This is a genomic window from Streptantibioticus parmotrematis, from assembly GCF_019890615.1.
Classification (GTDB): domain Bacteria; phylum Actinomycetota; class Actinomycetes; order Streptomycetales; family Streptomycetaceae; genus Streptantibioticus_D; species Streptantibioticus_D parmotrematis.
In genome coordinates, this window is sequence record NZ_JAINVZ010000013.1 from 173,321 (window position 1) to 196,291 (window position 22,971).

General features: G+C 66.8%; 18 protein-coding genes and 1 pseudogene. 11 read left to right on the forward strand and 8 right to left on the reverse strand.

Annotated features, from left to right (window positions below; translation table 11 throughout):
- Positions 1-309: 309 nt before the first annotated feature.
- Both K7472_RS19605 and K7472_RS19610 read right to left on the reverse strand, forming a co-directional pair.
- Positions 310-858, reverse strand: coding sequence for a WhiB family transcriptional regulator (locus K7472_RS19605; protein WP_222979795.1), 549 nt, complete (start codon positions 856-858; stop codon positions 310-312).
- A 30-nt stretch (positions 859-888) separates the two neighbouring features.
- Entirely contained in the window at positions 889-2,037 is a 1,149-nt protein-coding gene (locus K7472_RS19610) for a MinD/ParA family ATP-binding protein (protein ID WP_222979796.1), read from the reverse strand.
- A 398-nt stretch (positions 2,038-2,435) separates the two neighbouring features.
- Here K7472_RS19610 and K7472_RS19615 point away from each other — a divergent pair, with 398 nt between their 5' ends.
- The gene (locus K7472_RS19615) at positions 2,436-2,972 is read left to right on the forward strand and encodes a WhiB family transcriptional regulator (RefSeq protein WP_222979797.1); all 537 of its coding nucleotides are present in this window, start codon (positions 2,436-2,438) and stop codon (positions 2,970-2,972) included.
- A 647-nt stretch (positions 2,973-3,619) separates the two neighbouring features.
- Here K7472_RS19615 and K7472_RS19620 read toward each other — a convergent pair.
- Positions 3,620-4,522: a LysM peptidoglycan-binding domain-containing protein gene (locus K7472_RS19620; RefSeq protein WP_222979798.1), complete on the reverse strand. Its 903-nt coding sequence runs from the start codon at positions 4,520-4,522 to the stop codon at positions 3,620-3,622.
- 791 nt (positions 4,523-5,313) lie between these two features.
- On the opposite strand from K7472_RS19620, the gene K7472_RS19625 reads away from it, so the two are divergent.
- The 7 genes from K7472_RS19625 to K7472_RS33725 all read left to right on the forward strand — a co-directional run bounded on the left by K7472_RS19625 (position 5,314) and on the right by K7472_RS33725 (position 12,574).
- Positions 5,314-5,481, forward strand: coding sequence for a hypothetical protein (locus tag K7472_RS19625; RefSeq protein ID WP_222979799.1), 168 nt, complete (start codon positions 5,314-5,316; stop codon positions 5,479-5,481).
- Between the two features lie 878 nt (positions 5,482-6,359).
- Positions 6,360-7,298, forward strand: a complete 939-nt coding sequence (locus K7472_RS19630; RefSeq protein WP_222979800.1) for an FAD:protein FMN transferase — start codon at positions 6,360-6,362, stop codon at positions 7,296-7,298.
- A 38-nt stretch (positions 7,299-7,336) separates the two neighbouring features.
- Positions 7,337-8,041 carry a ferric reductase-like transmembrane domain-containing protein gene (locus K7472_RS19635; RefSeq protein WP_308013994.1) on the forward strand — a complete coding sequence of 235 codons (705 nt, stop codon included), beginning with the start codon at positions 7,337-7,339 and terminating at the stop codon, positions 8,039-8,041.
- On the forward strand, positions 8,038-9,375 hold the full coding sequence (locus tag K7472_RS19640) for an NADH-ubiquinone oxidoreductase-F iron-sulfur binding region domain-containing protein (protein ID WP_222979801.1): 1,338 nt from the start codon (positions 8,038-8,040) through the stop codon (positions 9,373-9,375). The genes K7472_RS19635 and K7472_RS19640 overlap by 4 nt, the downstream gene beginning before the upstream one ends.
- A gap of 453 nt (positions 9,376-9,828) precedes the next feature.
- Entirely contained in the window at positions 9,829-10,923 is a 1,095-nt protein-coding gene (locus K7472_RS19650) for a (-)-delta-cadinene synthase (protein WP_308013991.1), read from the forward strand.
- On the forward strand, positions 10,907-12,223 hold the full coding sequence (locus tag K7472_RS19655; protein ID WP_222979802.1) for a cytochrome P450: 1,317 nt from the start codon (positions 10,907-10,909) through the stop codon (positions 12,221-12,223). The genes K7472_RS19650 and K7472_RS19655 overlap by 17 nt, the downstream gene beginning before the upstream one ends.
- Before the next feature lie 228 nt (positions 12,224-12,451).
- Complete coding sequence (locus K7472_RS33725; protein ID WP_222979803.1) at positions 12,452-12,574, forward strand: transposase; 123 nt, start codon at positions 12,452-12,454, stop codon at positions 12,572-12,574.
- A gap of 156 nt (positions 12,575-12,730) precedes the next feature.
- Here K7472_RS33725 and K7472_RS19665 read toward each other — a convergent pair.
- A pseudogene (locus K7472_RS19665) lies at positions 12,731-13,102 on the reverse strand (transposase); the annotation flags it as partial.
- 507 nt (positions 13,103-13,609) lie between these two features.
- Positions 13,610-13,780, reverse strand: coding sequence for a hypothetical protein (locus tag K7472_RS19670; RefSeq protein ID WP_222979804.1), 171 nt, complete (start codon positions 13,778-13,780; stop codon positions 13,610-13,612).
- A gap of 661 nt (positions 13,781-14,441) precedes the next feature.
- Here K7472_RS19670 and K7472_RS19675 point away from each other — a divergent pair.
- Positions 14,442-14,720, forward strand: coding sequence for a COG4315 family predicted lipoprotein (locus tag K7472_RS19675; protein ID WP_222979805.1), 279 nt, complete (start codon positions 14,442-14,444; stop codon positions 14,718-14,720).
- Between the two features lie 474 nt (positions 14,721-15,194).
- On the opposite strand, the gene K7472_RS19680 is transcribed toward K7472_RS19675, so the two are convergent.
- Positions 15,195-16,967: an aminotransferase class V-fold PLP-dependent enzyme gene (locus K7472_RS19680; protein WP_222979806.1), complete on the reverse strand. Its 1,773-nt coding sequence runs from the start codon at positions 16,965-16,967 to the stop codon at positions 15,195-15,197.
- 660 nt (positions 16,968-17,627) lie between these two features.
- On the opposite strand from K7472_RS19680, the gene K7472_RS19685 reads away from it, so the two are divergent.
- A complete protein-coding gene (locus K7472_RS19685; protein WP_222979807.1) occupies positions 17,628-18,035 on the forward strand; it encodes a hypothetical protein in 408 nt (135 codons plus the stop codon).
- Between the two features lie 71 nt (positions 18,036-18,106).
- On the opposite strand, the gene K7472_RS19690 is transcribed toward K7472_RS19685, so the two are convergent.
- Together K7472_RS19690 and K7472_RS19695 are read right to left on the reverse strand one after the other, a co-directional pair.
- A complete protein-coding gene (locus K7472_RS19690; protein WP_222979808.1) occupies positions 18,107-19,393 on the reverse strand; it encodes a wax ester/triacylglycerol synthase domain-containing protein in 1,287 nt (428 codons plus the stop codon).
- 237 nt (positions 19,394-19,630) lie between these two features.
- Positions 19,631-20,656, reverse strand: coding sequence for a zinc-binding dehydrogenase (locus K7472_RS19695; RefSeq protein ID WP_308013992.1), 1,026 nt, complete (start codon positions 20,654-20,656; stop codon positions 19,631-19,633).
- 1,106 nt (positions 20,657-21,762) lie between these two features.
- Here K7472_RS19695 and K7472_RS19700 point away from each other — a divergent pair.
- Entirely contained in the window at positions 21,763-22,449 is a 687-nt protein-coding gene (locus tag K7472_RS19700; protein ID WP_222979810.1) for a DUF998 domain-containing protein, read from the forward strand.
- Positions 22,450-22,971 lie beyond the last annotated feature (522 nt).

Below are 22,971 nucleotides of genomic sequence, written 5' to 3' on the forward strand. Positions count from 1 at the left end.
GCTGAGCAGATGCGGCGCCGGCGAGAATCTCGGCGCGCCACAGAGCGACTGCGGGCTATGGGGGCGTCCGGAAAACGGAGGTCGATGGCCCGCTGGGGATCCCTCGCCCCCCAACGAGCTGTGGGGGGCCTTGACTGGTTACGGAAGGCCGTTCCGATCGCGACATCGCCGAATGGCTGCTTTCCTCCCGGCGCACGGTGAAGATCCATGCGTCGTATGTCCTCGTCAGCTCGACTCCACATCGCGTGGGCGAATCCGTGACTTGGTCGTGGGGAGTGATGGATAACGTCCGCGCTGCGTGCCGCCGGATCACGTCGCCTCCCGGGCCTCACGTTGCTCGCTCTCCACCAACGCGGCGGCGCGAGCGCCCCTGATCTGCAGCCGTAGGACGGTCTCCGGTGTCAGGTTCAGCACCTTGCACAACCACGGCATGGTCAGGCCGCGCACAGTCAGTCGGTGGACGACGCCGAGGAGGTCGAACGGATCGACCGGTACCGTCTCTCCTCTCTCCAGCGACCGCAAGGCGGGGTGTGGCTCACGTCGCAGGCTACGGATGTCGTTTCTCAGTACGCGACGTTCTGTTGTAGTGCAGCCGCCCCAGATGCCCACCGGTTCGTCATTGTGGAGCGCCAGCCTGAGGCAATCCCGGTTGCACAGGCATCTGGCGCAGATCCGTTTGGCCCGCGCCACCTGCTCTTGACGCTTCTCATAACCGGCCGACGGGAAGAACAGTTCGGGGTCCTCGCCTTGGCAGGCGGGTAGGGCACCCCGCGGCAAGCGATAGGGAGGACTGCCGAACGGGATCCGGTGGCGCGTCTGTGCGGAGTTGGACGGCGAGGGGGTGGTGCGGTCAGACATGCCGGTCGGGTCTCCTGGTTCCAGCCGCAGTCAGTTCTGGGACAGACTCTCGGCCACAAGGGCGGCGAGCGCGAGGTAGGCGTCCCGAGTAGACGGCCTCAGCAGGCTGAGGTCGATCTGCGTGCCCAGCGCCACGTGTTCGTCGTGCGGGACCACCACGACACCGCGACAGCGGCGCGCGAAGTGTTCGACGAGGTCATGGACCCGGATCGCTCGTGAGACGCCGTGCAGGTGCGAGGCGACGGTGATCGCGCCGCGCGCCTTGTCGCCATAGCCGTGCTCGGACAGCCAGTCGAGCGTGGCGTCCGCGCTAATCGCTCCGTCCACGCTGGGGGTGGCGGCGAGGACCAACTGGTCCGCGAGATCGAGCACCGCGCTCATCGAACTGTGGAGCAGACCGGTTCCGGAGTCGGTGAGCACCAGTGGATATTGGGCGCTGAGTGCGCTGATCAACACCCGGTAGCCTCGTGCGTCGAAGGCCGTGCCAATCGCCGGGTCCGCGGAGTTGGCCAGTATCTCCAAGCCGCTGGGGCCCTGTGAGGTGAACCGTCGCAGATCCATGTAGGAGATGTCGGCCGGCAACGCGGCGACCAGATCGCGCACTGTCGCTTCCGTTTCACGGCGGTTACGCAGGCCCAGAGTGCCGGCGTCCGAGCTGGCGTCAATGGCGATGACACGGTCAGTGCGTGCTGCGGCGAGGGTCGCACCGAGCGCCGTGGTGATCGAGGTCTTGCCCACGCCACCCTTCAGGCTCACCACCGCGATTCGGTGGCAGTGCAGCAGAGGTGTGCGCAGCTTGGCCAGCTTGGCCTCAAGGTGACCGCGCCGACGAGGCAGGAGCCGACGCAAACGGCCCGCCGGACGTGGCGCACGACGCAGCAGGTCCTCGGCTCGTAGTGGGGAATCGTCTCGCGTCGGTGGCGAGTCAGGGTTGCGGCGTCCCTGGGCCCTCTGTTCGCCCGCGGGCGAAGAATCCGCAGTCAACTCTCGCGCCTCCGACCAGCGGCGAACCATGTCCGTGCCCGCGCCCGGGCTGCCTGCGGTTCCTGCCGCGGTGGGGCCATCCCGGTCAGGCAGGTGAGAGGACAGCACGCCGTTGAGGTCCGGGACCACACCGCCCCTGGCGTGAAAGCCCGAGTCGGCCCGCTTCATCAGTCGGATTCCGCTCTCGTCACCCATTCCGCGTCACTCTCTGTACTCCTCCGTGCGCCGCCGCCACAAGGTTGCGCCGGGTCTTCGCGTCCCCGGCCTGGCCACGTCGCCTGGGCTGAACCGGGCCGTGGTGAGCGTCTTCCGGCATAGTCCCTACTTCCTCATACGGGCCGGGCAGGGAGTGGGTTCAGCCGGCTGTCCAGTGTTGAAACGGACCGCGGTGGCATCGTCGCGGCCGCACCCAGGGCCTGGAAAGAGCCCCGCGCCCGGCTGTGAACCCCGGTCGTGCGGCGTGCGTATTTCCCCGCAGAGACCTTCGGCCGCCGGGGCGCCGGGTTGGCACCTCTCGAGCCGCCGGTCCGGACGACATCGGGGGTGCCTTCGGATGTCACCGGGAGGACCGCATCCCCCCAGGGAGGGCACGCATGCGCACGACCACCGTCGAACCAAACCCGTCCACAATCACCCTAGGTATGTGCACTCATGACGTCGTACCGTCAGAAGGGAATGAAGCATCCGCGCGGCCGGCTTGTCAGGACGCCGACCCGCTTTTGTTCTTCCCGGAGGGACGGCGCGAGGACAACTGGCGCATCGGCAAGGCCAAGGCCATCTGCGCTGCTTGCCCGGTGATTCGCGCATGCCTGCTCACAGCGATTCGGCAGCAGGATAACGATGGGATCTGGGGCGGTTGTACACCGGCCGAACGCCGGGCCTTGGTGCGCGACGTGCGGGGGCTGCGCCGCGATGTGAAAGCCATTGTGCGCCGCTTGGAGGAGGGCGCGCGATTCCCGGTCCGCAGAGCCGACTTCCTGGCGGTTGTGCATCAACTGACCCGATTCGGCTGGGGCGTGGAAGACTTGGCAGACGCTATGGGGGTCAGGCCTCAGTCGGTGATCGAGGCCCGACTGAGGGCACATGCCGCAGCGCCCTGCGACGGCGCGGTGCCGACCGAGATGGCCTGACGAGGCAGGCGCGTTCTCGCACGGCTGCGCCCTCTTCTGCTGTGCGGGAAACGTCAGGCGGCCGAATCAGGTTGGCGTCATTGTGTGCCAGGCACAGCGAGTGTGCTGATCCACAGCCCAGGCCGCGGAAGGGGACACGACGGCGCTCCTATCCGGTTCTCGCTGGCACAGCCTTGTGAGATGCGGAAGCAGAACGTCCAGGACGGACAGCACGTGCAGCTGGCAGGGTAGAAGTGAATCGGTTGATGTCCCGTGTCGGGAGCGGATCCGCAACACACGGACCCGCGGTGACCGAGACCAGCGAAAGCTCGTCCGTCATCGTGTTCAGCACGGCTCGCGGGGCCCGGCCCGCCCGTGGGCAGGGGAGAGCGGACCGTGGGAGCCGCAGCGGGATCGAAGCGCCCAGTGGCCGAGGCCGCCGGCGTCGTGCACAGCCAGGAGGTCCCGCCGTTGGCCTCGGAGTCCAGCGTGGCGGACGGTGCGTAGATGGGCGCATCCAACAGCGCGACGAACTCCTCCATTTGCCCGGTCGCCCCCCGGCTGCCCGCGTACGGCCCCATCGAGCTGGACGTGGTGGGGCGAACTCGAAAGAGCCCGCGCTTGGTCGGCACGAACCGGTCATGGGCGGTGCCGTACCGCGTGCGCGGTCAGTACCAGCTGTGGTCCTGCCAAAAACTCCATGCTCCGCACGGACTTCCATAGCGCGAATCCATGTAGCCGAGCGCCCACTTGATCTGGGTCGTGGGGCTGGTCCGCCAGTCGGGGCCCGCCGTGGCCATCTTCGAGCCCGGAAGCGCCTGGGGCAGTCCGTAGGCACCTGAGGAGGCATTGCGCGCTTGGACGTTCCAACTGCTTTCATGCGAGATGATCTCGTCAAAGCACCTGAATTGAGAGGTGGGAACGATCGATCGGGCGATCGTCCGCACGCTGCCCGCGCTGGATCGAGCGGTGGGTTGCGAGCCCGAGGGGAGCGAAGTCGATCGTTCCAGATGGTTCGTGGCTGCTCGTGTCTCGCCACTTCCCGGCCGGCCGCCGGGTATGAGTAGCGTCCATCCGACCCTCAACGCCTCTGGGGAGACGAGCGTGCCGCCGTCGGGCTGCACGCGGTCCTCGTTCAGGGCGAAGATCTCCTGCCAGCGTGCGCCGCTGCCCAACTCGCGTGCGGCGATTGAACTGAGGGTGTCTCCCGGCTGCACGGTGTACGTCGAGGAGGACGCCGGTGTGGTGTCTGTGGGCGTATCGACGGTCGGTTCGTCCCGCTGCCTCTGCGACGCCCGAGTGGAGTAATGGGGGCCGCTGCCCGGTATGTGCACAGACCAGCCCGGTTCGATGAAGTCCGATGCGGCCAGTTTCGATCCCCCAGGCTCGGAGCGGCCACGGTTGAGTTGGAAGAGCTCGTGCCAGCGGGCACTGTCGCCCAGATACCGCTCGGCGATGCCCCCGAGGGTGTCACCGGGCTGCACGGTGTAGGTCGAATACGTGGGGGATGAGGATGAGGTGGTGTGCCGGGCGGAACGGGTGTCTCCCAGCGCGGCGGCATCAGATGCCACCGTTGATTTGCGCGCAGGCTTGCCGCCCCGGGCAGTGACCGTTGCCGATGAGGCCGCCTGGCCCGCAGGGTGCGTGCTCCTCGCAGTCGCCGGACGGTCTTCGTGGGGAGAGGGCGTGAGATGGCCCGGATCCGCGGGAGGCGGGGCATCCTCTCCTGTCGACGAGAGCGGAATTCTCGTGCTCCCGGGCTTGGGAGCCCTATGCTCGGGCTGTGTGGCGGCCGAGGCATGTGGGGCCCCGACCAGGCCGGCGGCGACGGTCCCGGTGACCAGGAGCCCCGCCGAAGTAAGACGTCTGCGACGGCTCCTGAGGATGCGCTCCGATCCCATCATCGGTCCCTTCGCTACTGCTGTGCTGTGCGTCCTGTCCGATCTCTTGGGGCAAGGCGTCGTCCGGCTGGCGTGCCGCGTCTTGACGGACGGGAAGGCGGTCCCCATGGCTGAAGATACGGGCGGTGCCAGACCCGGGTTCAGGGTCGGCAGGAGACGTCGGTCTCGTCCGAGCCGTCTGGCCCAGGTCTGCGGATGTCTTGAGCCACGTGGGCGGGGCGCTTCGTCGGCGGGCGGGTAGACCCGCGCGGGAGCGGGGCCTTGGAGCCATCCTTTCGGCGACGGTGACGCGTCCTGCGAACGGACCGTGCTGTGGCTCCGTATCTCAGGATGAGAGCCTGTATCACCGTTCCGCCAACCTGGCGGACCTCGCATCGCAGTCTTGGTGGCCGCTTGCGTACGGCTCGGATACCGAAGGAACGGACTACAGCAACAGAAATCAGGCTCCGTAAGGAGAAGCCATGATCACCAAGCCTGCCCCCACCGGTTCGCGCACGGATGACCTGGAAATGGCCCTGGATGTGTGGGACGCCTGCCACGCGGGCGCTGACGAGCCGGAGTGGCGGCATATCCTCGACGAGGCGGCGCACCCCGAGATCGCGGAGGCCTTTCAGCGTATGGCCCGTTGACCCGGGCCGTTCCAAGACCGTCCTGCTCCGCGGTGGCCACGGCGCAGAAATCGGTACCAGACGAATTCGAACGGCTCTCGGTGATCCGGAGAGTGCGACGGGGAACATGTCGTCGAGTCGGCTGACGAGTTGCGCCTCGGGTCGCCGGTAATGGTCGTGGGGCCTTTAGAGGCAAGCGAGGCGTCCGGCCGACCCCGGACCCCGCCCCCCGGGATGTCGGCCGGAAGGCACCTCGTGCGGCCCTCAGCCCACCGATCAGAGACGCCGTGACGCCGAATGACGCCCGCTTCCTCATCGATGGCGCGTCGGGCTCTGTCTTCGGTCGCAGTGTCAGTCGATCGTCGGGCGTGAAACGGTGAACCTTGTCAGGCGCCCCACCGTATTAGTAGGTGTGAGCCACCCGACTCTCGTGGCGGCGGTACGCGCGCAGGGTGTCCTCCACCGCCACCATGAGAGCCCGTCCGCGAGAAGGCGGTTGATGGTCCGCTGGTGTCAACATGACGCGCCGGCCGCCTACCCGTGATCTGCGGATGTCCCAGAGGCAGTCGCGGAGGGATCGTGTCTGGTCCGACCATGAGTAACATCTGTACGCCGAGCAGCCGGCGCCGGGACGCTGGGCTGCTCCGGATCAATTTCGTCACCTTCCTGGCGGCGGTAGCCGCGACAGTGGGATCGATCGCCCTCGGGCTCGGGTACGCGCAGGCGCAGGCCGGCCGGTCCACCGGGCAGTCAACCTCCGATGGTGGCGGGACACCCTGGATCAGACCGAAGACACCCGACGAGGGTTTCGGACAGGCGGACACCGTTCGGCGGCCCGGAGGGACCGCTCCGACGGTGAAGGCCTCGCTGCGGGCTTCTCACACCTCCTCGGGCGCGTCATGACCACCGCCATACGGTCTGCCGGAGTCTCATTCCAGGCCCTGGGGACCACGGCGACTTTGCTCGTGACGGACTCGCGCGCCCTCCACAAGGGCCATGACCTGCTGAAGACCGAGCTCTCCGCGATCGACCAGGCTTGCAACCGCTTCCGGCCCGACTCCGAACTGTCCAGGGTGAACGCTTCGTCGGGGCGGCGCGTCGAGGTCGGTGCTCTGTTCGCGGAAGCGCTGGACACCGCGCTACGAGTCGCCGACGAGACTGCCGGCACGGTCGACCCTACCGTGGGGGAGACGGTACGTGCTCTTGGTTACGACCAGAGCTTCACGGCGCTGCGCCCGCAAGACTTGAGGCCCCTGAGCCCGGCGGCCCCGCCACACACATGGCGTGACGTGCTGTGGCGTCGGGACTCACGCCTGCTGATACTGCCCGCTGGGGTTTCGCTGGACCTGGGGGCCACCGCGAAGGCGCTTGCGGCGGACCGAGCGGCGCGGAGGATCGCGGACGTGGCTCACTGTGGTGTCTTGGTCAACCTTGGGGGTGATCTGGCGATCGGGGGAGAGGCACCGGATGAGGGGTGGCGCATCGCTGTGTCCGACGACCACACGAAGCCGAAGTCCTCGGACCCCGTGGTCAGGCTGACCGCCGGTGGCCTCGCCACATCCGGCACGGTGCGACGCAGGTGGAAGCGTGACGGAAGGGTTGTCCATCACATCGTGAACCCTTCCACCGGCGACGTTCCGCCCCTGGTGTGGCGCACGGTCACTGTCGCGGCGGCGACCTGCGTGGAAGCCAACGCTGCCGCCACTGAAGCCGTGGTGCGTGGCGAGGCTGCCCTCGACGCGCTGCGAGCCAAAGCCTTGCCTGCGCGACTGGTGCGTATGGAGGGCGCCGTCGTCCGGGTTTGCGGGTGGCCAGCGGAAACGGCGGGTGTGGAGTGAGCGCGGGGGAGTTGATCGCCTCTGCGGCTGGGCCAAACGTGCTCCGGTACGCGTCCCGGGCCGTAGGCACCGTCGCCTTTTTCCTCCTCACGGTCACCGTGGCACTCGGCATTGCGACGGCGGGACGCTGCGCGCCTCAGCGGTTTGCCCGGTTCGAGATCAGCATGCTCCACCGCAACCTCTCCCTCCTCTCGCTGCTTTTCCTGATCTGCCACATCACCACCGCACTCGCTGACAGCTTTGTCCGCCTGGGTTGGCTCGCGGCCGTCGTGCCCTTCCTTTCGTCCTACCGGCGGTTTTGGTTGGGTCTCGGCACAGTGGCCTTCGATCTTCTGCTCGCCGTACTGATCACCACGGCCGTGCGGCTCCGGATCGGCAGGAGCCGTTGGAAGGCAATCCACTGGCTGGCATACGCGATGTGGCCCGACGCGCTGTTCCACGCAGCGGGCATCGGCACCGACACTCCGCTGGGCTTCCAACTGGCGCTGTACGGCCTGTGCCTCGCGCTGGTTCTCGGAGCCGTTTGGTGGCGACTTCTGCGTACGACAACCACTCGCGCGGGGGTCCGATTGTGCCTGGCCGCGGCGTCGTCAGCGGTGTCCTGCCTTTTGGTGGTCTTCGTTGTCGTGGGTCCCGCGCAGCCTGACTGGGCTCGTCGCGCCGCCCCGATCTCATACGTCCACACGAGCGGCTTCCTGCGAGCAGACGCGGCGGTGGAGGCGGGACCGGAGGCGGACCGGTGAACACGCACCCGATCACAGGACCGCCCTTACAGCCGGCGCCCACCGGCGGGGAGTCGGGTGCCCGCCTACTGAGTGGAGCGTCGGACGCCGGGGCGGGGGAGGAATTGTCCCGGCACTTGGCCCGGTACGGTCCCCTTCCACTTCCCTCTGTCGGCGGGTGCGCGGAACTGATCAGGGTTGTCGAGGAGTCCGGCCTCACCGGTCGCGGCGGTGCCGCGTTCCCGACCGGGCGCAAGATGCGGTCGGTCGCGGTGGGCGTGGGACGAAGGGTGGTCGTCGCCAACGGAATGGAGAGTGAGCCCGCCAGCTGCAAGGACTCGACACTTCTTGAGCACGAGCCACATCTGGTCCTCGACGGCGCGGCGGTCGCGGCCGAGGCAATCGGCGCGGACACCGTTCACCTTTGCCTTCCCCGGGACCGCCAAGACCTCGTGGACGGTCTGACGAGAGCTGTGCGCAGCCGCGTGGAACACGGCGTCGACACTGTGCCCGTACTGGTCCACAGTGCTCCATTCCCGTACGTCTCCAGCGAGGAGACCTCCCTCGTGCGATGGCTCAACGGGGGCGACGCCAAGCCGATGACAGTCCCTCCACGGCCGTTCGTGACAGGGGTCGCAGGACGCCCCACCCTGATCAACAACGTCGAGACCCTGGCGCACCTGGCGCTGATAGCCCGCAAGGGGCCCGCGTGGTTCCGCGGTCTCGGCAGGGCGGACGCACCCGGCTCCGCCCTGGTCACCGTTTCTGGCGGGGTTCGCCGTCCAGGTGTTTACGAGGCACCGATGGCCACGACCATCGGCTCTATCATCGACCTTGCCGGCGGACCCGCGGCCGTACCTCGAGCGGTCTTGGTGGGAGGGTTCTTCGGGACTTGGCTCCCCGCTCCGCGGGTCCTGGACATCCCATACGCTCCGTCGGATCTGGCCGAACTGGGTGCGGGCCCGGGAGCGGGCGTCCTTGTAGTCCTGCCCAGCTCCGCTTGCGGCCTGGCCGAGACAGCCAGCGTGCTCAATTACCTCGCAGCGCAGAGCGCCCGGCAGTGCGGGCCTTGCTATCGCGGCCTGCCGGCGGTGGCTCAAGACTTCACAGCACTGGCCAAAGGCCGCGGAGATACTTCGGTAATGCGCCGGCTGAAGCACAGAGTGGGGCTGCTGCCCGGCCGAGGCGCCTGCCGTCTTCCTGATGGCGCGGCACAACTCGCGGCGTCGGCACTGCGTGTTTTCGCGGACGACGTCCACCATCACCTGAGTTTCGGCCAGTGCCGAGGCTGGTTCGGGGCCCGGGTCGTGAAAGTCCCGGTGCCTGTCGCACCGAGGGAAGAGGAGTGGCGGTGAACGCATCCGACCGCGGGATCAGCGTGCTGCGCGTCGACCGGATCGCCTGTGAGGGACGTGGGCTGTGCGCCGAGCTGATACCCGAGTCGATCCACCCTGACGAGTGAGGGTACCCCGTCGTGCACAACGCCGGTATCGCGGCTGACCTCTTAAAGCACGCCCGTCGGGCAGTGGCCGGATGCCCGGCACTCGCGTTACGGCTGGAGGCCACAGCATGAGCCCGCGTGCACCCGCGTGATGGACGCAGACGCGTGGTGTGTGCACTTCGGGACTTGGACGAACGACGGGCTGCCCGTCCGCCTGACTCGGGTCACGGGTTTCGGAGTCCACGTCCCATCGAGGGCCGCTCAGACGCGGCCTCGGGACGGCGGCGGCGGGAGCTGGCGGGCGGAGCATCTGGATCGGCGATATATCGGACGAGCCATGGAGTGTTGAGAGATGACTAGGAGTGGCGTGGAGCCCGAGGTAGGAGAAGCTGCCGTCGAAAGGCTCCACGAGGAGCGTGGGCCGTGGAGCGGTACGAGCGAACCGATCGGGCAGCGTCAGGACATGGTGACGCATCCTGAGTTGAAGGTGTCGGCGATCTGGAGGGTCCTCGCCCGACGCAGCACTCACGAACGGTCCGCGCAGGAGACGTCGATGCGTTGGGTGGAGTCGGCGGGTCTTTGCCAAAGCCCGGCGGAGTCGGCGAATCTGCATCAGAGCAGACCAGGTCTGCTGGCCGCATGGTGCCATCCGGATGCCAGCGAAGCGGACTTGTCGCTCGTGGCCATGTGGATGTCCTGGCTCTTTCTGCTCGACGACCGGATAGACGAGAGCACTCTCGGCCGTGACGCGGACCAATTGGAGTTCCGTCTGCGGGATCTGCACGCGGTAGCCCTGGGGATGTCCGGCCCAGTGTCCCCCATGGGGCGGGGACTGGCGGAGATCATTGAGCGGGCTTGCGAGGAGATGCCCTCGTGGTGGCAGTTCAGATTTCGCAGGAACGTGGCGGAGTACCTGGCGGCCTGCGTCTGGCAGGCAGCCCATCGGCAAGCCGGGCAGGTTCCCACTCTTGAGGAATTTCCGTCCCGGCGCCGTGCGTTCGGGGCGGTGATGCCCTCGTTCGACAGGACGGAGGGAGTTCTCCTGCCGTCCTCGATCCACTACTCCAGGCCTTACCAAGACCTCCTCTTCGCGGCCGCCGACCTGGTCTGCTGGACCAACGATCTGATGACGGCTGACAAGGAGGCCGCGCACGGCGACCTCCACAACCTCGTCCTGGTCACGGCACACCATAAAGGTCTAGAACGGCAGGCTGCCGCCCGGATGGTGGCCGCGGCCTGCGAGGACCGTCTGCACGTCTTTTCTCGTGCCCGTGAAGAGCTCGCCGAACTCCTCCAGGCTCGGGCGGAAGTATCGGCCGAAGGCGTCGAACTGCGAGCCGACGACTGCGCCACCGTGTTGCTTGCGTGGGTACGAGGGCACTTGGAGTGGGGGCTGCACACCCCGCGCTACCACCCGGAGGATGATGAAGCAGGAAGGTCCTGTCATGCCGGTAGCCACTGATGCCATGCTTCGCGCGCCAAGGGTGCCGGGAGGCTTGCCCTTCGTGGGCCACGCGGTAAGTCTGCTCAAAGAACCACTGGCGTTCCTCGACGCGCAACGCCCGCTGGGGGAGCTCGTCGAGTTCCGCATCGGGCGCCGACCCGCCTACATTGTCAACCACCCCGAACTGGTCCTGGCCGTCCTGGCCGGCCCCGCGGGCCGCTTCACACGCGGCGAGATCTTCGCCAAGGCCCGACCACTGTTCGGGCAGGGAGTGGTGGTGGCGGACGGTATCCGGCACCGCGACCGCCGACGAGCCCTCCAACCCCTGCTCAGTGCCGTCCGCCTGCCGGGGTACCTCTCCACACTCGCCGAGTTGGTGAGTGAGCGGGTGGCCTCCTGGAGCGATGGCCAGACCGTCGATTTGAACGCGGAGATGACCGACCTTACGCTGAACGCGGTCGCTGCCACCATCCTCGGTCACCCCCTCCCTCCTAGGTCCGCGGAGACCGTCCACCGAGCGCTGCCGATAGTTGTCAGCGGCCTGGCCCGCCGTGCCTACGGCCCTGCCGCCGCGTTGTTGGACAGACTCCCCGGGCGCGAACGCGCCCAGTACCGAGCGGCGTTGGCGGACATCCACCGTGTGGTGGACGCACTCATCACCGCTGACGAATCAAGTCCAGCCCTGCGACAGCTCGCCGGTGGCGTCGACGTGGACCAGCTTCACGACGACGTCACTTCGCTGCTCATCGGAGGATCTCACACCACTGCGGCGGCGGCCGCCTGGATCTTCATCCTCCTGAGCCGATATCCACAAGTCCGAAGCCGGATCAAGCGAGAGACCGGCGAAGTCCTCGGAAGCCGCCCCGTCACTTCCGCGGACCTACCCAATCTCGTCCTCACCCGACGCGTGGTGCAGGAGACTCTCCGCCTCTTCCCACCGGTCTGGCTCTTTCCTCGACGCGCGGTCTCGGCCTGCGACCTCGGGGGACACCACGTGGAGGCGGGCACCCAGGTCTTCTACAGTCCCTATTCGCTCCACCGCGACCCTCGATGGTTTCCCAGGGCCACTTCGTTCGACCCCGACCGCTGGGACCCTGAACGCCACCCCCAACCACCACGCGGCGCCTATCTCCCCTTCGCCGCCGGTGTACATGGCTGTCCCGGTGGCGACTTCGCCCTGGGAGAACTCACCCTCCTCGCAGCGGCGGCCACCGCGCGTTGCCGACTGGATCCTGTTCTGGGCAGCCGCACCACGCCCGTTCCAGCGGCCACCCTCGGTCCTGGCCCGGTGAAAATGATAGTTAACGCTCACCCTTGACATCGCGTCGGCTCATACGGTTCGGGCACCGCGAGACTGCCCCGTCGCGGCTTGTCGGCTACCGCCTGGTGGTGGCGCCGGAGCCGTGGATCCATCCACCCGCCCTTTGTGGTAGGAGCAGACTGGTTCGGTCCGTGATCAGTGGCTCTACGGCGTCCAGGCCCTGTTGCTGGAGCGCGAAGGCGATGATTATGGTCAGCGTTTCGTTTGCGCCCCTGGAGCTCCGGAGTGGCCGGCGTCCGCGAGCTGCTGCCGGTGCGGCAGTGGCGATGGCGCAGCCCCGGGCGGAAGGCGTTGGACGACCGGAAGGTGCTCAGCGGCATCCTGTTCGTGCTGTACACCGGCATCTGATGGGAGCGGCTGCCGGGTGAGCTCGGTTTCGGCTCGGGGATGACCTGCTGGCGCCCACTGCGGGACTGGAATAACGCCGGTGTCTAGCAGCGCTTGCACGAGGTGCTGCTGCCAGAGCTGCGGGCCCCGGAACGCCCGGACCTGTCGCGGGGTGTTAGCGCCCTGACATGGGAGGTGTCGACCACGCAGCGGGACCAGTCCAGCCGGGTGGGGGGAAAGGGGGGCCGCATTCAGCTCGGCCAGCAGGACTTCGTGGAGCCGCTGCCAGACGCCAGCCTCGTTCCAGTCCGGCAGGCGGCGCCAGCAGGTCGTGCTCGAGCCGAAGCCCAGGTCCCTGGGCAGGTACTCCCACCGGATGCAGGTGTGTAGCACGTACAGAATCCCACAGAGCACCTCCCTGTCCGGCAGCGGCTTGCGGCCGGGGTGTCGGAACCTGCGCTCACGCTGCGGCAGGAGCGGCTCCAGGCGATCCCACGGCTCATCCGACACGATCCACGGCGACGTCCCCACACCGAGCCGAACGCTCAACTCCCGCCCCGGACGCGGCGATCAGGGCAGATCCACCTCATTGCGTTAGCCGTTGTTAGGGGCAGTTCACACACGATCAATTCTCGTGGAGATTCGCTTCCCGGTACGACGCCCTGGCTATGCAGAGCGGTAAGCGTTTGCAGGGCCGGCCCGAGGCCCTCAGCTTCCCGCGTGGTCGCAGCAGGCTCCCTTGAGCCTTCCGCACACTTGGTGGTGGTCGCGGACCGCGTGGCCACCAGACGTGAGGCGGGCCGTAGTGCCTGGTCTGGACAACCTGCCACCACGGCCCGTCCCTTTCATCCCCTCAGCGTGCCTCCTCGGGGCGGGAACTCGCCGCGGGCAACTTCAGGGACAGGGGCCCCGCAGCGAGCCCTCAACTCTTCATACGGCGTAGACGTCAACGAGGTTCACTCCCGGGCCGCTCAACCAGTCCCGGAAGAAGACCGCCGTTTGACAAGGTGCGGTTGGCAGCCTCGCGTGAATGACTCAGGCTCTCGATCAAACAGCTCAGGGCCTCGCTCGTTGCAGCTCGCGGACTGCCACCTGATCAGCGGCCGCCTCGAAGATGCTCACTGTCTCGCGTTGCCGGGCGCCGTCGATCGCCTTGAACAGCCGACGCCCTGCGGCGAGTCCCTCGATATATCCGGCCCCCTGGGCGAAGTCACTTTGGGCGGTCAACAGTTGCAGGTGATCATAAGTGTCCCTTCCCTCGTCGCTGTGCTGCCGACCTGTCCAGTAGCCACGTATGAATTTGCTGGGGTCCGTCGAGGTACTGCTTCTGCGTTCCGCGACTGCATACCGTGGATCCATCCGTCCTCACCACCCTTGGCGATCACGCTGTTGCGAAGCCCTGTGCCAGGAGGCCGTCTCTTGAGAGAGCTTCTGGCGGCGTGTCCGTGCCCTTGTGTCACGCCATCCGGCCCGCGGTATGCCGGCATTCCCGGCACTCCAAACCATCGGTGCTGAGCCCATCCCAAGGACCTGTCCCGTGGGCCGTCCACGGCGCGGGCCGACGGCTCGCGCTCGCCATCGATCCATGGGCTCAAGCTCTGCCGCTGTGGGGTCGCGGCGGCACTCCCAATCTGTGCCGCCGCGGACTTCCGCCGTGACCCCCTTGGCGAGGTCCAGGGGGAGGCGGAAGGGGACCACAGGCGGCATCGCCGACGGCGGCCGGAACGCCACATGGTCCCATCCAGCCATACGCACGCCGGGCGGGAAGGGTTCGATCCGATTCATCCGGCCCGCCTCGCCCCAGGGTGGGGCCTGGGCGTGCGTGGTCCAGTAGTACGACGCCGTATGCCGGCTTTCCCTGGCCTCCGGTGCCGACAAAGGCTGGTCCGTGACCTGGCCCCCCGTGCTGGTCCACACAGGCTCGCGGATCTTCGTGGACGGCGTGCCCAGCCAGCAGATCGGCGTCGTACGCAGCTGGGACGGAGACCTGCAACTCATGATCCGCGGTTGGCCCGTCTTCGGTTTCAGTAAGGGCACCGCCGCTGGCCAGACCAATGGTGAGGGGGTCGTCGGTGCATGGTTCGCTGTCTTCACGCTCAGCAGCAGGGTCCTGCCCGCGACCGTCACCGGTTCGTCCCCGACGCCGTTCAGCTCGAAGCCCGACTGAGCCCCTTGACTACGGGGACACTTGTCCAGGCCGGAAAGCGTGACACCCTGGGCCCGGCGCTGTCTCCTCGCTGGAAGTCTCTACAAGTGGCTATGCCGTGACTTCGGGTGAGTGCGAGCGAAGAAGTCGCACGCTGCCTCGGGCGCCCGCCGATGGCAGGAGCACCGCTCCACCGCAGTAGGCACGGATTCGACGACGAACGACGACAATTCGAAAGGAGCCCGAGACCCGCTGCACGAGACGCCCTTCCCGCCACACCACCGTGATCGACTACCAGGAACCCAATGTCCCACCGCCTACGGTGCCCGAGTCCGTTAACCTCAGAGGTGATCGACAGCATCGGCTCCGCTGGCGCGGGTCAGGCGGACCGTTCGAAACCTCAGCCGGGATGCGCCTGGCCCCGCTCAAGGACCGCAACCCAACAGTTGGGCCGGGTGGCGGCCACCCAGATCCGGAACAGAGGTTGGGGCACCACTATGAGCAGGTCGGCGGGAGTGGGAACTGGCATAGCCCCTCGAACACGGCCGGCATCAGCCCCGTGCCGTCGACAGCCGACAGGGGGCGGCTGGAGAGGATCCGGCGTGCTCGTTGCCGATGCTGGGCAAGCACCTCTTCCGATGCCCTTGCTGCGCGCCGAGGTCGTCCAGTGGTCGCAAATACTCCCCACAAGTCGGGTACTGGCTCCGCTATGGCGCCGCGGTGGCGCCAGATGCCGGCTCGCACGTCCGAGTGGTAATCGGACAGCAGCCGGTGGCCTGCTGTCGCGATGATCTCCACCGCCTCGATGATGTGCTCCTGGACGGCCTCGGACATGAAGTACGGGAGACTGACCCTCGTCCAGCCCGGCTTCAGCATCTCGAACCCTTGGCCGCAGATCACGTCGCGCAGAGCTTCGGCGCGTTCAGGGGAGATGCCGAGAAGCGTGTGCCCGTACGGTCCGGCACACGAGCAGCCCCCTCGCGCTTGGATCCCGAACAAGTCGTCGAGCAACGCTGTCACGAAGTCATGGTGCAGATGCCCCTCGCCGTGCCGGATGAGGAAGGAGATCACCGGCAGCCTGGGTACCTCGGTGTTGCCGAGGACCTGAATGTTCGGGTGTCTTAGCCAGCGATCCCTGACTTTCCGCCAAGTCCGCTCCTCCCGGGCCGAGATCACGTCCGCGCGGACAGATTCCTTGATTGCGAACACGAGGCCGGCGCGGATGGATTCGATGATCGCGGGAGTGCCGCCCTCCTCGCGGGTCACTGCGTCGGCGCTGTAGCGGTGCTCTGTGGGTCCTACCCAGGCTACCGTTCCACCTCCAGGGACGGCCGGTACGGGCCGACGCAGGAGATCGCGACGCACTATGAGGACCCCGGGTGTCTGCGGGCCGCCCACGAACTTGTGCGGAGACAGAAAGACGGCGTCCTTGTGATCCCCGCGCCCGGTCGCTGACTCCTGCACTCGGATGGGGAGGTAGGGGCCTGCCGTCGCGTAGTCCCAGAACGCGAGTGCTCCGTAGCTGTGCAAAAGCGCGCTGACTGAGTCGGTGTCGGTCACGATGCCCGTGACGTTCGACGCGGCGGACATGCTTCCGATACGCAGCGGGCGGTCCGAGTATTCTTCCAGTCCTGCCTGCAGGTCACTCAGATCGATCTGACCGTTGCTGTCCTGACGGATCACCACGACGTCAGCGAGGGACTCTCGCCATGCCAGTTCGTTCGAGTGGTGCTCATAGGGCCCTATGAATACCACAGGTCGTCTTTCCTTCGGCATCTCCGTCTCGATCCCGTGGTCCCTCGGGAATGAAGCGCCTCGCAGTCCGAGGATCCGCACGAGCCTGTCGATCGCCGCGGTCGTGCCCGACCCACAGAAGACGACGGCGTGTGAGTCGCGGGCACCAACGGCATCCGCGATCACGTGGCGGGCCTTCTCGCGTAAGAGTCCTGTGGTGCGGCCGTTGCTGGAGCTTTGAGTGTGTGTATTGGCGTAACGTGGGAGAACCGCCTCCCGCAGGAAGTCTTCGACGAAGTCCAGCGAACGGCCGGAAGCCGTCCAGTCGGCATACGTGATGCGGCGGGGGCCGTACGGTCCGGCCACGAGGTCTCCCTCGCCGATGAGGCCTTCCCGTATGCGCTCGAGCAGGTCGGATGAGGGAGCACCAGGCCGCAGCAGTGAGGGGTTCACGTATAGAGGATACGGATTCCAGAGCAACGCGGTTCGATCGATTCTGCGTGCCAGCCTCGCCCTGGGGACGATGCTGTTCATTCCAACGCTTCATTACCGATGTCGTGAGATACGGCGTTATTACCTCACCGTAGATCTTGAGGCCAGAGCGGTGAATTGCCGACCAAAGCCTTGAGCGACGCCCCGTCAACAGCATGATCTGGGATCCCCTCAGGCAGGGTTCAACGATCATCAGGGGCTGACGGATCGCCGACCCGCTGTCCGATGTGGCCGTCGAACTCGGTACGGAAGTAACGCCGTCGTGTCCTGCGTGCGCCGAAGGCCGGGCCATAGCTATCGGCCAAGTGGGCCGAGCCCCAGGTTGCTCCATGTCGCTGAGCAGACCGCACCGGGTCGCGCACGGAGAGTTCGAACGATTGGGGTTGGAGGGTCGACCGAGCCGGGTGGCATTCCGTCGCTGAACCAATGGACGCCTGCGTCCGTACCCAAGACTACCGCCCGCACTCCTAGAGACCGCCTCGTCAGACAATCCATCGCTGAAGGGTCACGGACGCGGCGGGCGCGGCCCAGTGCAGCCGTCGCTCTTCGGGCCACATGCCGTCATCCAATCGACCGAAACCCGCCAGTCACGTCACCTCATGGCTCCCCACGCCACATGCCAGGCGCCACACGTTGCTCGGCCGGATCGTCGACCTTCGGACGTCGGCCGCCCTGCGACCGTGAGGAGAGTGGCTGAGTACCGTGACCGTCGTTTCCCACCGCAGCGTACGAAGATCCGGCACCTGGAACGAGCGACCCATGATGAATCCCAGCACGACCACTGACAGGATGTTGTACCTCGCCTCGTGTGCGCGGCATTCCCACGATGCTGATGAGCTGCGCTCGCTGCTCGCCGAGGCCGAAGTGCTGTTCGCAGCCGCCTGGTGCGGACTTACCCAAGAGGTTTGCCGGGCCCAGTCAGAGAATCGGACGTTGTACGACGACTGGGTCGGCCAGGTGGAGGCTATGCGTCAGAAGGGTGATCACTACCTGCTCGAGACGTTGGCCGAACGGGTGATGGACGCTACTCCGGTGGGCATGGCTTTCAATGCCCTCGTCGCCATCACTTCGCGGCGCGCCGCATCGAGACCTCCGCGCCACACGCAATGAAACGCGGTCTCGGGCCGCTGCTGCGACGAAATTTCGGCACACGGAACGGGCCAGACCGCCACGTCGGTCGTTCAGCCAGGGATGCCTCGCTCCCGCGTCAGAGACCTCGCCCACAGCGAAGCCAAAGCCCCGGGATCCGCGCTCACGGCGCCTGAGAGTACCGACAGCCGGGCGACCCCGCGGTAGGTGACCAGCAGTGTGAAGCAGCCGCTACCAGGGGGAAGCCACGGGACGGCGGTCACTTCCGTGACCTCGTCCCCCATAGCCGTCAACGGCGCCGGACACCGCACGTTCGAGGCGGTCAGCAGCAGGCCGCGCGGGTCCGTGACACGTCGCATCGCCCAACTCGCCAGCCGCCGCGGGGCGTATTCGTTGAGGGTCCGCAATGCCGCGCGGCTTCGGGCCATGCGCCGCCTGCTAGTCGAGGGAGCGATTGCGGCCAGGGTCTTGGTCAGGTCGTCGGCGCTGCGAGGGACGGAGAGGCGCAGAAGGCCGATGTGGTTGCCATACGGAGGATGTTGCGTCTGCTCCGTCCCCCGGCGGGTGTCAACCGGCACGACGAGGTGGGGGCCGTTGCGCCACCGGGGCCGGGTGAGGGATTCACGCGTGACGGACCAGCTGCGCAATGCCATGGTCAATGCGGCGAGGTGGACCTGGTTCACGGTGCTGCCGGTCGCATCCGCTATTGAGCGCAATACTTGTACTTCCACCGAGGCCTGCCCCAAGGTTCGACCGGCTACCGGATCAGGCGTGGGAAACTTCGGGGAAGCCGCGCGGGGGAGGTAGGTGGAGAGAACACCCGGGACGAGTGGCAGGATGCCGGTGATCTTTTCACGGCGTGGTGTCGGCGCTACGGGTATCGCCGGTGCAACGGGCAGCTCCCCAGCACCGAGGAGTATTCGCAAGGTATCCAGCATGGTCATGGCGTCCTGGACGGCGTGGTGGGCGAGATAGGTCAGAGCCCAGGCCCGACCGTCTCCCCTGTGCACCCACAAGCCCCACCGGGGCCGCGCCTCATCCACGGGGAAATCGAGCAGCTCCTGCGCCGGACGCGCCTCCAGGCCGGTGCCGGGCGCGAGGCGGACATGGTGATCCACATCGAAGGCGGGATCTGGTTCCCAGGCCGCATGGCGGTCACGGACAGTAAGACGGTGTGTGAGTAGGGGAACTCTGTCGATTCGTCGTGCCACGTGCGAACGAAGCCGCGCCAGGTCCGGCCCCGCGCCCGCCACGCGCATGTGGTACCCGAAGTACATGTCCGAAGGTGTGGGAGCGAGAGTCCCGAGGGACAGGAATGCGTCCGTCATCAGTCCGGCCTGCGGGGCTACCGTCTCCGCAGTCTGGTCCGCGAACAACATGAGAACCACACTTCCTTCGTGATCGTCTGTCAGGCCCCGTCTGCGGAGGGCGGAGGCTCCGGGTCCGTGTGTCGATTACCGGGTAGTAGTGGATGTGCGATCACCGAGTTGAGGGTGGCCCGCTGATGACGGTTTCGCCTCACTGTCCGGAGCGGCGTCCCTCCGGTGACGAGGATCCGGGTGGCTAGGTCTGCCGAGGCGCAGTGCGGGCGCTTGTCAGGGCTTGTTGGTGTGGGGTCACGGCCGCACGAGGACCTTTGTCGCCTGTCTGTTGTCCATCGCCTCGTAGCCGACTGCGATGTCGGCCAGGGTGGCTGTGGCGTCGAAGACCGGTGAGGGATCGAGACGGCCGCCGAGCACCGCGTCGAGCAGGCCGGGTATGTACGTACGAGCAGGGGTGAGCCCACCAGCGACGGTGATGTTGCGCATGAAACACGTCATCGTCTCCAGCGCATTGTGCGGACCTCCGACGAGGCTGAGGCGCCCGCCGTCCGCGCAGACACGCAGTGCGGTGTCGAGGGCGCGTTGATCGCCGACGCTTTCGACGACCAGGTCGGCGCCGGCGCCCGCAGTGAGATCGGCTACGGCCGCAGCCGCCTCGTCGCCGCGGCTTTCGATCACATCGGTACACCCGAACCGGCGGGCGATGTCCAGACGGTTCGGATGGTGGCCGAGGATGATGACACGACCGGCTCCCGCCTCACGTGCCGCGAGCACCGAGCACAAGCCGACGGCGCCATCGCCGATCACGGCTACGCAGGACTCGCGTGTGAGGTGGGCTCCCCGTACCGCGTGGTACCCAGTGGGCATCACATCGGCGAGGGCTAGCACCGCGGGCAGCCGCTCATCATGTTCATCCATCGCCACGGCGACGAGAGTTGCCTCGGCGAACGGCACCCGGACCGCCTCGGCCTGGCCGCCGTCGCCCGCTACACCGAACATGCCTCCGGACGGACATGAGGAGGGTAGCCCGCGGCTGCAGGTCGAGCAGGTACCGTCAGCGAAAATGAACGGAGCGAGCACGAGTTGGCCTGGCCGCACCGTTGCCGACGCGGTGCCGACCTCCTCTACCACCCCCAAAAACTCGTGCCCGCAGCGTGGCCCGCGCACCGGTCCTGGCTGTCCCCGGTAACCGCGGATGTCGGTTCCGCAGATGGCGGCTGCCACCACTCGGACCACGGCGTCACCGGGCTCCTTCAGCGTGGCATCGGCCACATTGACAGCCTTGACGTTCCCGGGCCCTTCCAGTACGGCTGCGATCACTTGGTGGTGACCTTTCTCTTGTTGTTGGTCACGCTGTCCGCGATAGGCGTGAGGACTGATCCCACCCTGCCACCGTCGCGCACCTGTTGGCTGAGGGACCGGGTGCCTGTGCCATCGCACACTCGATATCGCGAGCGCAGCGTGATCGACAGACATTTCCGGAGCGCGCCGGGCTCTGGCCACGCCCTGGTGCGCCAAAGCGGGCTCCCTGAAAGTCCTTTCAGCGACGGGGCTCGTCGTCGCACTGGGCCGGGGGAAAGCGCCGAGGAGCGTCCGTGGTCACGAGAGTCACGGACTCAGGTACCGCGCGCGTTTGCCGGCGGAGCCACCGGCGGCTGTGGTCAGTGAGGTGCCGTGGACCAGACCGGGTGCGTCCTTTTGCCTGGACAGAAAGGCCGCCGATGATGTCGCGTGCACGAGGGATATTCTCCTAGCTGGCTTCGTGACCGTCCCTTGAGCGGTCACGCGGTGTCACCCAACCGGTCGGGATGGATAGATCGGCGTCGAGCACTCACACAAGAAGTGTCCGTCTGGTAGTCCACCCCGAAGGGGGACAAGGACGGCAGAGGGACAGCGCGCAGAGAGACACATGCCTCCTGATCGGGCGTTTCTTGAGGCGCGTCCGCATGGGATACGGCCAAAAGTAGACCTCTGCAGCAACCACGTCCACACACGATTCGAAAAATCCAACTGGTGGGTGTTATGGCACCGCACGCGATGTGCCCGCCAGGTCACGGCGGGCCGTGGGGCGGCGGTTGGGCGGGCGTATCTGCGCCAGGCCAGCGCCATCTGTCCCGTTATCTGTACAAACGAGGAAAGAATGTATGTCTGGTCGATGGCCCGCTGAGCCGAGGCGGGCCGGGCTCTTACGTCCCTAATCGGGGGACTTGGTGCCGCCCCAGAATGGATCTCCCCTGGAGGGCCGCAGTGGTGTGCCGGATGGCCGTGATGAGGTCGGAGCCGCTCCCAACAGGGGAATCGCGAAGTCGGCCATGACTCCGTCCGTGATCTGAGTGAACCGTGTAGGCAAGGTGCGCGCGTAAGATGCTGAGTGGTCCCAGAAAAGGGGGACAAGGCGGCCCGCTCCCCGCTGTTATGTTCTCCTCATGATCTACCGCATTCGCCGTTGGTCCCTCCTGGCTGTTCTTGTCAATGTCGTTTTCACTGGATTGTGGATTGCAGCCGCGACGTGGCAGGGGTCGCAGTACAATACGGTCAAGCACACGATCAGCGATATGTATGCCGACGGCGTCCCGGGCGCGTGGTTCCTGATCATTCCTTTCACGCTGGCAGGGGCTGTGTGCATCCTGTTCGCCGGTCTGGCACTGTGGCCGTCACTGCGGCAGGCCGGGTGGCCTGCCGCAGTCGGCGTCACACTCCTGGCGCTGTCGATATTCGGCCTCGGCGACTTGCTCAGCCCGTTCGAACGTGAAGGCTGCCGCATGGCTGATCCTGGATGCACCGCGACCAAGCAACTGGCAACAGCCGGCGGTGCCACTGATTCGATACTGAGCACCTTTGGGATCCTCGCATTCGCGGTCAGCGGCTATTTCCTGGCAGTCGCCATGAGGAGACTTCCAGGATGGGCCCGTTGGGGCGTTCCCTCGATGGTCTTCTCGAGCGCTTTCGTCCTCGTCGGCGTCATCGACGCGGTCTTTGGTAGCCACGGTCTGACCGGCTTCTTTGAGCGTGTCATCGCCCTCATGGGGGCCTGTGGCATCGTCGCGCTGGCTATCGGAACCCGTCGGCATGCGAACCAGGTCGCACCAGGCCGGTATGGCTGGCAAGTGTAGTCCGTGACGACCACGTGGCGAAAAGCAAGGCGAGCGATCAGGCGGCTGCGGAATACCAGCGACGGCGCGGTGCCGCGGCTTCTCCGCGGAAGCGCGGCGGCCGCCGAGACCCCGAGCTCCCAGGAATGCTGGGCTGAGCGCTAGTCTAGGCTCTCGGCACAGAGCCCGGTCGATCACCACCCGCACCGACTCGGTGACCATGGCCAGGTGCACGGCGACCTGAACCGGCGAGCGGTACCGAACGCAGCCGGTCGAGGACTCCACGTCTCCCGTCTCCTCCGCAAGCAACGCCACGTCCTGGCCTGCCAGTTCACGCACGACCAGGTGGGCGAGTACCCCCGAGCCCGGTCGTGGTCGAACGACGCGCGCGACAGCAGATGCTGCAGCCGGTACGTACCTGGATGCCCCAGTGCCTCGGCAAGTGTCCAGCAGTTGCGCGTGTCCACCTCCGTCAGCAGCACCCTGACCTCTCGGCCGCTGTCGTGCGCGTCTCACGCCGTCCAAGCAGTCCGCGATCGCGTC